Genomic DNA, 8,939 nt, shown 5'->3' on the forward strand with positions numbered 1-8,939 from the left:
CCCCCGCCCGCACCGCCCCCGCGCACAAAGAACTGAGCAACAGAGAAATGTCGAACGACCGCCTAGGCCAACTCACGCACCTCGTGATGACGCGCTTCACACTGAAGGGCGGCACCATCAAGCTCGACGATTCCGCAACCTTCACCGTGCAGATCAACCCCGCCGATTTCAAGCACACCGCCGGCATCACCTACGAGAAGCAGAAGACCCAGGGCGAGGCCAAAGGCAGCCCGAAGTTCAGCTCGGTCGGCGATGAACACGTCAGCTTCGCGCTCGTGCTCGACGGCACCGGCATCGTCCCGCCCGGCGCGAGCGGCAAGCGCGAAGACGTGCGCACGCAGATGAAGAAGCTCAATGCGGTCGCCTACCAGTACCAGGCCGACACCCAGGAGCCCCCCTACGTTCGCCTGCTGTGGGGCAGCCTGATCTTCTTTGGCCGGCTCGAATCGCTGAACGTGCAGTACACGCTCTTCAAGCCGAGCGGCGAACCGCTGCGCGCCCGCGTCGACCTGAGCTTCCTCGGCGCGATGAGCAAGGAAGAGGCCAAGCTCGTCTCCAACCGCGAGCCCGAGGCCGCTGCCAGCAGCGTCACCGTCATCGACGGCGACACGCTGCCCCAGCTGTGCGCCGACCACTGCGGCGATGCGGCCGCCGCCCCCGCGGTCGCGCGCGCGAACAACCTGCCCAGCCTCATGGCCGTCACGCCCGGCACGACGCTGGCGATGGCCGCAGCGGCCGCCTGATCCCTCAGCGCCATGCCCGCCGTCTCGCCCCTCGACGACTCCGATGGCGTCGTGCGCCTGTCGCTCAGCGCCGACGGCACCGAGCTCGACGCCAGCATCGAAGTCATCTCGATCTCGGTGCGCCGCGGCGTCAACAGCGTGCCCTCGGCCCGCATCGAACTCGCCGACGGCGACATGCCCCACGGCACGTTCCCGCTCAGCGACGCCGCCCACTTCAAGCCCGGCGTGCTGCTGTCGATCAAGGCCGGCTACCAGGCCGCCCCCACCACGGTGATCTTCGAAGGCCTCATCGTGCGCCACGGCCTGCAGGTGCGCGGCGACAACGACGCCCGCCTGGTCGTCGAATGCCGCGACAAGGCCGTGCTGATGACCGTCGGCCGCCGCAACGCGAACTTCATCGACCAGACCGACAGCGCCGTCATCGAGGCGCTGGCCGGCGACCACGGCCTGTCCATCGAAGCCGATGCCACCGAGCTCAGCCACACCGAACTGGTCCAGCACTACTGCAGCGACTGGGACTTCATGCTGTCGCGCGCCGAGGTCAACGGCCTGCTCGTGGTCGCCACCGACGGCAAGCTCGCCGTCAAGGCACCCGCGGTCGATGCCGAGCCGTCGCTGAAGGTCACCTACGGCATCGACCTGTTCGATTTCCAGGCCGACCTCGACGCGCGCAGCCAGCTCGCCAGCGCCCAGGCCTTCTCGTGGGACATCAAGGGCCAGGCCGCGCTCGAAGGCACCGCCAGCGCGCCGGTCACGCTGCCCAAGCAGGGCGACATCGATTCGGCCACGCTCGCCCAGGTGATCGGGCTGCCGACCTGGCGGCTGCAGTCGGGCGCGCCGCAACCGCTGGCCGCGCTCACCAGCTGGGCCAAGGCGCAGCAGCTGAAGGCCGGCCTCGCGCGGCTGCGCGGGCGCATGAGCTTCCAGGGCTCGGCGCTCGCCACCGTCGGCGGGCTGATCGAGCTCGCCGGCGTCGGCACGCGCTTCAGCGGCAAGGTGCTCGTCACCGGCCTGCGCCACGACATCGCCGACGGCAACTGGGTCACCGAGGCCGAGTTCGGCCTCGCGCCCGACTGGTTCGTCGAGCGCAGCGACGTGGTCGCACCGCCCGGCGCCGGCCTGCTGCCCGGCGTGCACGGCCTGCAGGTCGGCATCGTGATGAAGCTCGACGCCGACCCCGCCGGCGAGCAACGCGTGCAGGTCAAGCTGCCGATGCTGCAGGCCGCCACCGAAGGCATCTGGGCGCGGCTGCTGCAGTTCCACGCCAGCAACGCGTTCGGCGCGTTCTTCCTGCCGGAGGTCGGCGACGAGGTCGTGCTCGGCTATTTCGCCGACGACCCGTCGCACCCGGTCGTGCTCGGCAGCCTCTACAGCAGCAAGCAGGCCACGCCGTACCCGATGGAGGCCGCCAACGACATCAAGGCCATCGTCACGCGCTGCCGCTCGAAGCTCGAGTTCAACGAGAAGGACAAGGTCATCACCGTGATCACGCCGGGCAACAACAAGATCGTGCTGAGCGACAAGGACAAATCGATCCTGCTGCAGGACCAGAACGGCAACAAGGTCGAACTCGCGCCCGGCGGCATCACGCTCGACAGCCCCGGCGACATCAAGATCACGGCCAAGGGCACGATCACGCTCGATGCGGTCGGCGCGATCACGGTCACGTCGAAGGCCGACGTCAAGGCGAGCGGCCTGAACATCGCCGCCGAGGCCCAGGTCGGCTTCACCGCGAAGGGCAATGCGAGCGCCGAGCTCTCGGCCGCCGGGCAGACGGTGGTCAAGGGCGCGATGGTGATGATCAATTGACGCGATGAAGGACCGCACCATGCCGCCCGCCGCCCGCCTCACCGACATGCACGTGTGCCCGATGGTCACGCCCGGCCTGCCGCCGATCCCGCACGTCGGCGGGCCGGTGGTCGGCCCCGGCGTGCCGACGGTGCTGATCGGCAAGCTGCCGGCCGCGGTGCTCGGCGACAGCGCGGTCTGCGTCGGCCCGCCCGACACCATCATCCAGGGCTCGACCACGGTGCTGATCGGCAGCCGGCCGGCGGCCCGCATCGGCGACCCGACCGCGCACGGCGGCAGCATCGCGATGGGCTGGCCCACGGTCTTGATCGGCGGCTGACAGCATGACCCTCGACAAGCGCTTCCTCGGCACCGGCTGGGCCTTCCCGCCGGCCTTCGACGGGCGCACGCTGCATGCGCTGACGGTGTCGCAGGACCAGGACGTGCGCGAGAGCCTGCGCATCCTGCTGTCCACCGTGCCCGGCGAGCGCGTGATGCACCCGACCTATGGCTGCGGCCTGCAGCGCATGGTGTTCGAGAACATCACCGAGAGCACGCTGACCGAGATCCGCAGCCTGGTCGAGAAGGCGGTGCTGTTCTTCGAGGTGCGCATCACGCTGGACCAGGTCGAGATCGACACCTCGGACTTGTACGAAGGCCTGCTGCGGCTGCAGCTCGACTACACGATCCGCAGCACCAACACGCGCGACAACATGGTGTACCCGCTGTACCTGAACGACGGCGCGGCGCGCGAGGTGGGCGCATGACCACCGGCATGGCGGTTGGAACGTCGCAGAACGAGCGCTTCCCGCCGGCGCTGGCCGACGGCTACTTCCGCGTCGACGAGCTGCCGTTCGAGGACCGCGTCGCGATGACCGCGACGCTCGCGCGCCAGCTGCGCTTCGTCGACCTCGACAACCGCGAGGGCGGCGACTGGCGCGCGATGTTCGCGAGCGACGTGACGATGGTGCTGGCCCGCATCGCGAGCATCGACGTGCAGGCGCTGCAGGAGGACTTCCTGCACGACGTCGATTCGGCACCGCTGCCGCGGCTGGCCCAGCAGGTGGTCGAGCTCGCGCAGTGGATCGACCTGTGGTTCAAGTCGCTCGACGGGCGCGACGACGCCGCCTCGCAGGCCTTCCGCGAGCGCATCCACCAGCTCGTCGCCCAGCAGCTCGGCGCCGAGCTGCAGTGGGTGCATGGCCGCTTCGGCCACCGCAGCTGGCAGGGCCGCGAGGTCGGCCGCTCGCACGAACGCCTGGCCGGCATCTGGAGCAGCAGCGCGCCGCTGCTCGCCACCGCGGCGGCCGGGCGCGACGAGCGCGAACTGCTGCGCGAGCGCTACTTCGTGTTCCTCAGCGCGATCGACGCGCTGCGCGCGCTGGCACGCGAGCTGCTGCCCGACACGATGCACAGCGGCACGCACGAGGCGGCGGTCGGCCTGCTGATCGCGTTCCTGAAGGTCTACGAATCGGCGCAGCGCGAGGTGAACCGCTTCACCGCCCGGCATGTCGACTTCTACTACCGCGACTGCCTCGGCTTCGGCCCCGCCGGGCCGGTGGCCGACGAGGTGCACCTGGCCTGCGCCCGCGATGCGCGCGGCGAGCGGCTGCTGAACGTGCCGCAGGGCACGGTGTTCGACGCCGGCAAGGACGCGGCCGGCCAGCCGCTGCGCTTCCACAGCGCGGCACCGCTGGTGGTGACCGATGCGCGCGTCGCGGCGCTGTGCACGCTGCGGATGGAGCGCGACGCGCGGATCTCGCCGGAATGCGAGTTCGGCTTCGTGACGCGCGCGAAGGCGGCGCGGCCGGTGCCTGACGGAACCAGCGCGTGGCCGCTGTTCGGCGGCGGCGCCGGCGCAGTGGATGCGCGGCTGGGCCTCGCGATCGCGTCGCCGCTGCTGTTGCTGCGCGAGGGCGAGCGGACGATCCGCGTCGAGCTGCCGCTCGGCGAGGGCGCGGGCGACGACAGCGCCGTGCTCGACGCCCTGGTCGATGCCGTCACCTTCGCGACCGACCCCGCCACGCTGCGCAATGCCTTCGGCCGCCTGCTCGGCCACTGGCTGCTGTCGGGCCGTGCCGATTTCACCGACGCGCAGCTGCGCCGCATGCGGCTGGCCGCGCACCGCGAGCTCGAAGGCCGCGTGCCGCAGGCCCACAGCCTCGGCGACCCGCTGGTGCTGCTGGCCGGGACCGAGGCGCCGCAGCGCGTGCTGGTGTTCGAGCAGCTGTTCCACGGCCTGCTGAAGCTGCACCTGAGCGCCGCGCACGGCTGGCTGGAGGCCACCGATGCCGACGTCGACCGCCTGCCGGAAGGCGGCCTGTCGATCACGCTGCGGCTGCGCCCCGACGTGCCGGCCATCGTCGGCTGCGACCCGGCCGTGCACGGCGCCGACTGGACGACCCGGCTGCCGGTGCTGCGCATCGAGCTCGGCACGCAGGGCCGGCTCTACCCGTACTCGCTGCTGGCCGACCGGCCGCTCGCCGAGGCGCGGCTGCGCGTCAGCGCGAGCGGCGTGCGCGACATCGTGCTGCACAACAACCTCGGCCGGCTCGACCCGACCAAGGCCTTCCACCCGTTCGGCCCGCTGCCGACGCTGTCGTCGTACCTGGTGGTCGGTGCGCGCGAGGTGGCCTGCAAGAACATCCAGCGCCTGTCGATGGAGTTCGAATGGGGCGGGCTGCCGCTGGACGCCGGCGGCTTCGACACCCACTACCGCGGCTACCCCGACGAGCAGCGCCGCGGCGACTTCAGCGCCGCGCTCGCGATCCTGCGCGACGGGCTGTGGCAGCCGTGCACCGGCACGTCGGCGCAGCAGCCGCTGTTCGCGCCGCCGGATGCGGCCGGCTGCCTGCAGCCGATGCGCGAGATCGAGGTCGACCCCGGGTCGGTGCGCAAGCACAGCCGCGCCGGCGACCCGGCCGAGTGGGACGCGCCGCTGCCGCGCAACGGCCTGTACCGGCTGCAGCTCACCGGCCCGCGCGGTGCCTTCGGGCATGCGGCCTACCCGATGGTGCTGGCCGACACGGTGACCGCGAACGCGCGCAAGAACCTGCGCGCGCGCTGGCGCCAGCCGCTGCCGAACCCGCCGTACACGCCGCTGATCGAGCGGCTGACGCTGAGCTACGAGGCGGCCGGCGTGATCCGGCCCGGCGCGCAGAACGCGGATGAAACCCGTGGCGACGCCGAGCGCCTGCTGCACCTGCACCCGTTCGGCGTCGAGACGCTGCACTCGGCCGCTGCCGGCGCGAGCCATGGGCTGCTGCCGCGGCCGGGCGATGACGGCAACCTCTACATCGGGCTCGCGGCCAGCGACCCCGGCGGCACGCTGACGCTGCTGTTCTCGCTGCTTGAATCCGCAGCGGATGCAACCCGCTCCGGCGCCGTGCGTGCCCCGGTGCGCTGGGCGACGCTCGCCGGCGACCACTGGCGGCCGTTGCCGCCGGCGCGGGTGCTGGCCGACAGCACCGAGGGCTTCCTGACTTCGGGCATCGTCACGCTGGACCTGCCGGGCGACCTGACGCTCGACAACGAGGTGATGCCGGCCGGCCTGTACTGGCTGCGCGCCTCGGCTGGCGCCGGCTTCGAGGGCTTCGCCGCGCTGCAGTCGGTGCAGGCGCATGCGCTGCGCGCGCGGCGCGTGCTGCCGCCGGACGCGGCGATGCTCGCGATCCTGCCGCAGGGCCGCATCACGCGATCGCTGGCGTCGCTGCCGGGGCTGTCGGGCGTGCAGCAGGTCGGGCCGTCGTTCGGGCTGCGGCCGGCCGAGGATGCGGGGCTGCTCTACACCCGCGCCGGCGAGCGGCTGCAGCACAAGCAGCGGGCCAGCACCGCGTGGGATGTCGAGCGGCTGCTGCTGGAACGCTTCCCCGAGGTCTTCAAGGTGCGCTGCCTGTCCGGTGACGAGATCGCCGAGTCCGGCCAGCCGCGGCCGCCGGCCGGCCAGGTGCTGGCGGTCGTCGTGCCGCAGGTGCCGCGCAACGACCCGGCCTTCGCCTGCGCCGCGCCGCGCTTCAACGCGATCGAGTTGCGCCGCATGGCCGACTACCTGCGCGAGCGGGCGTCGCCGTTCGCGAAGGTGGTGGTGCGCAATCCCGTCTACGACCGGCTGCAGCTGCGCTGCACCGTCGGCCTGTTGCGCGGCGTGCATGAAGGCGAAGCCTTGCAGCGCCTCACCCGCACGGTGATCGCGACGCTGTCGCCGTGGTTCGACGACGGCTGCGGCCCGGCCTTCGATTGGGTGGTGCGCGGCGAGGACCTGGAGGCCCGGCTGCGCGCGCTGGACGGCGTCGAGTACGTGACGCAGCTGTCGCTGCTGCACGTGACCTGCAGCGACGACGGCGTGTACACGCTGGCCGACACCGCGCGCGAAGGCCGCAGCGAGGCTCACAACGAAAGCGCACGCGGCCACGCCGTCTCGCTGGCGCCGTGGAGCCTGGCGCTGCCGATGCCGCAGCACATCATCACCGCGGCACCGGCCTTCCCGGCGTCTGCCGTGCCGCAGCCGACCGGCATCGACCAACTGGCGATCGGCAGCACCTTCGTGATCGGCTCGGCCAGCGGCGCGGCCTACGGAGGCGTCGCATGACGATCCGCAACCGCAAGACGCTGCAGCACTTCTTCGACGAAGGCCGCTTGCCCACGCGCGACCACTTCGCCGACCTGATCGACTCGATGCTCAACATGAGCGACGAGGGCTTCCACAAGTCGGCCGAGAACGGCATCGAGGTGTCGTCGCCGGCCGGCTACGACGCGCTGGTCAGCTTCTACCGCGAGCAGAGTTCGCGCACCGCGCTGTGGTCGATGAGCTATGGCGGCGACCGCGACCAGCTGCTGTTCCACCGCGCCGGCGTTGCCGCCTCGCGCGGGCGCAAGCCGGTGCTGGCGCTCGATCCGCAGGACCGCGTCGGCATCGGCACCGCGGAACCGTCGCAGGCGCTGGACGTGGCCGGCGTCGTCGCGTCGCAGGGACGGGTCGGCAGCTGCCGCTGGCCCGGCATCGCACCGGCGCTGGCCGATGGCGAATGGCACGACCTGACCGGCCCGCTCGCCGGCTGCCAGGCCTTCGAGGTGATGGCCGGTGCCGGCCACCCGGGCGGCGGCCGCTTCGCGTTGATGCACGCGATCGCGATGAACACCTACAACCCGGCGTCGGGCTGGTGGGATTTCCTGTCGCGGCGCAAGCGCATCCGCTGCGACAACACCTGGTACGGCAGGCGCTGCGACAAGCTCGAGCTGCGCTGGGACGGCAGCAGCGGGCGCAACGCCAGCTACCGGCTGCAGGTGCGCTCGAAGTGCGACTACGGCAGCGGCGTGCGCATCCAGGCGACGCTGACGCGGCTGTGGTTCGATGAATCGATGGAGGGCTGCGCGCCATGAGCACCGAACGCGACGACGCGAGCTTCGCGCGGCTGCGCGAGCAGGGCATCAGCTGGCTGCAGGCCGTCAGCGGCCAGGCGTGGACCGACCACAACCTGCACGACCCCGGCATCACGATGCTGGAGCAGCTGTGCTTCTCGCTGACCGACCTGGTGTACCGCGCCGATTTCCCGGTCGCCGACCACCTGACCGGGCCCGACGGCACGATCGACCACGCGGGCCTGTCGCTGCACCCGCCGGCCGCGGTGTTCCCGTGCCGCGCGACCACCGCCGCCGACCTGCGCCGCCTGCTGCTCGATGCCGTCCCCGGGCTCGACGACGCGACGCTGCAGGCGCGCGACGACGGCGTCGTGCACCTGGTGCTGCAGCTGTCGCAGGGCGCGACCGACAGCGAGAGCCAGCGCATCGCCGACGCGCGCGCCGCCTTCCTCGCGCAGCGCAACCTCGGCGAGGACCTCGACCTGGCGGTGACCTCGGTGCAGCCGGTGGCTTGCGAGCTGCATGCGCGCATCGAGATCGGCGGCCCGCGCGACGCGGCCGACGTGCTGGCCGAGGTCTACGACCGCTGCGACCGCTTCGTCGCGCGCGCCGCGGTGAGCCGCAGCCTCGACGAGCGGCTGCGCGCCGGTGACTCGCTGGAGGCGATCTACACCGGGCCGGCGCTGCAGCACGGCTTCATCGACGATCTGCCGAGCGGCCAGGACGGCACGCAGCGGCTGTTCCTGTCGGACCTCGCCGCGGTGGTGCAGGCGGTGCCGGGCGTCGAACTGGCGCAGCTGTCGGAACTGCGGCCGGCCAATGCGGCGGCCAGCAACGGCTCGGTCGCATGGCGAAGTGGCAACTGGGCGCTGCGGCTCGCGCTGCCGAACGACGGCTCGCCGGGAACGATCGTCGTCACGCGGCGCGGCAACCCGGTGGCGGTGCCGCCGACCGAGCTGTGCCGCAAGCTCGAGGACCTGCGCGCCGCCGGCCGCTCGAACCGCGCGCGCCGGCAGGCCGACCAGGCCGGCCGCGCCGCCGCCGCGTTGC

Annotated in this window: 7 protein-coding genes; all 7 read left to right on the forward strand. The window is 72.0% G+C overall.

Features of this window, described 5'->3' with window-relative positions:
- The first annotated feature begins 86 nt into the window (after positions 1–86).
- Positions 87–743: a CIS tube protein gene (locus ACXJLU_RS31665; RefSeq protein WP_489742404.1), complete on the forward strand. Its 657-nt coding sequence runs from the start codon at positions 87–89 to the stop codon at positions 741–743.
- Between the two features lie 12 nt (positions 744–755).
- The gene (gene vgrG, locus ACXJLU_RS31670; RefSeq protein WP_457337726.1) at positions 756–2,552 is read left to right on the forward strand and encodes a type VI secretion system tip protein VgrG; all 1,797 of its coding nucleotides are present in this window, start codon (positions 756–758) and stop codon (positions 2,550–2,552) included.
- Between the two features lie 4 nt (positions 2,553–2,556).
- Positions 2,557–2,871: a PAAR domain-containing protein gene (locus ACXJLU_RS31675; RefSeq protein ID WP_235002461.1), complete on the forward strand. Its 315-nt coding sequence runs from the start codon at positions 2,557–2,559 to the stop codon at positions 2,869–2,871.
- Positions 2,872–2,875: 4 nt separating this feature from the next.
- Positions 2,876–3,298: a GPW/gp25 family protein gene (locus ACXJLU_RS31680; RefSeq protein ID WP_073467001.1), complete on the forward strand. Its 423-nt coding sequence runs from the start codon at positions 2,876–2,878 to the stop codon at positions 3,296–3,298.
- Entirely contained in the window at positions 3,295–7,119 is a 3,825-nt protein-coding gene (locus tag ACXJLU_RS31685) for a baseplate J/gp47 family protein (RefSeq protein WP_457337727.1), read from the forward strand. Before ACXJLU_RS31680 ends, ACXJLU_RS31685 begins: the two co-directional genes overlap by 4 nt.
- The gene (locus tag ACXJLU_RS31690; RefSeq protein ID WP_457337728.1) at positions 7,116–7,910 is read left to right on the forward strand and encodes a hypothetical protein; all 795 of its coding nucleotides are present in this window, start codon (positions 7,116–7,118) and stop codon (positions 7,908–7,910) included. Before ACXJLU_RS31685 ends, ACXJLU_RS31690 begins: the two co-directional genes overlap by 4 nt.
- Positions 7,907–8,939: hypothetical protein (locus tag ACXJLU_RS31695; RefSeq protein ID WP_457337729.1), on the forward strand; the 1,033-nt coding region annotated here is incomplete at its 3' end. The genes ACXJLU_RS31690 and ACXJLU_RS31695, both read left to right, overlap by 4 nt.

The organism is Rhizobacter sp. P5_C2, from assembly GCF_054049715.1.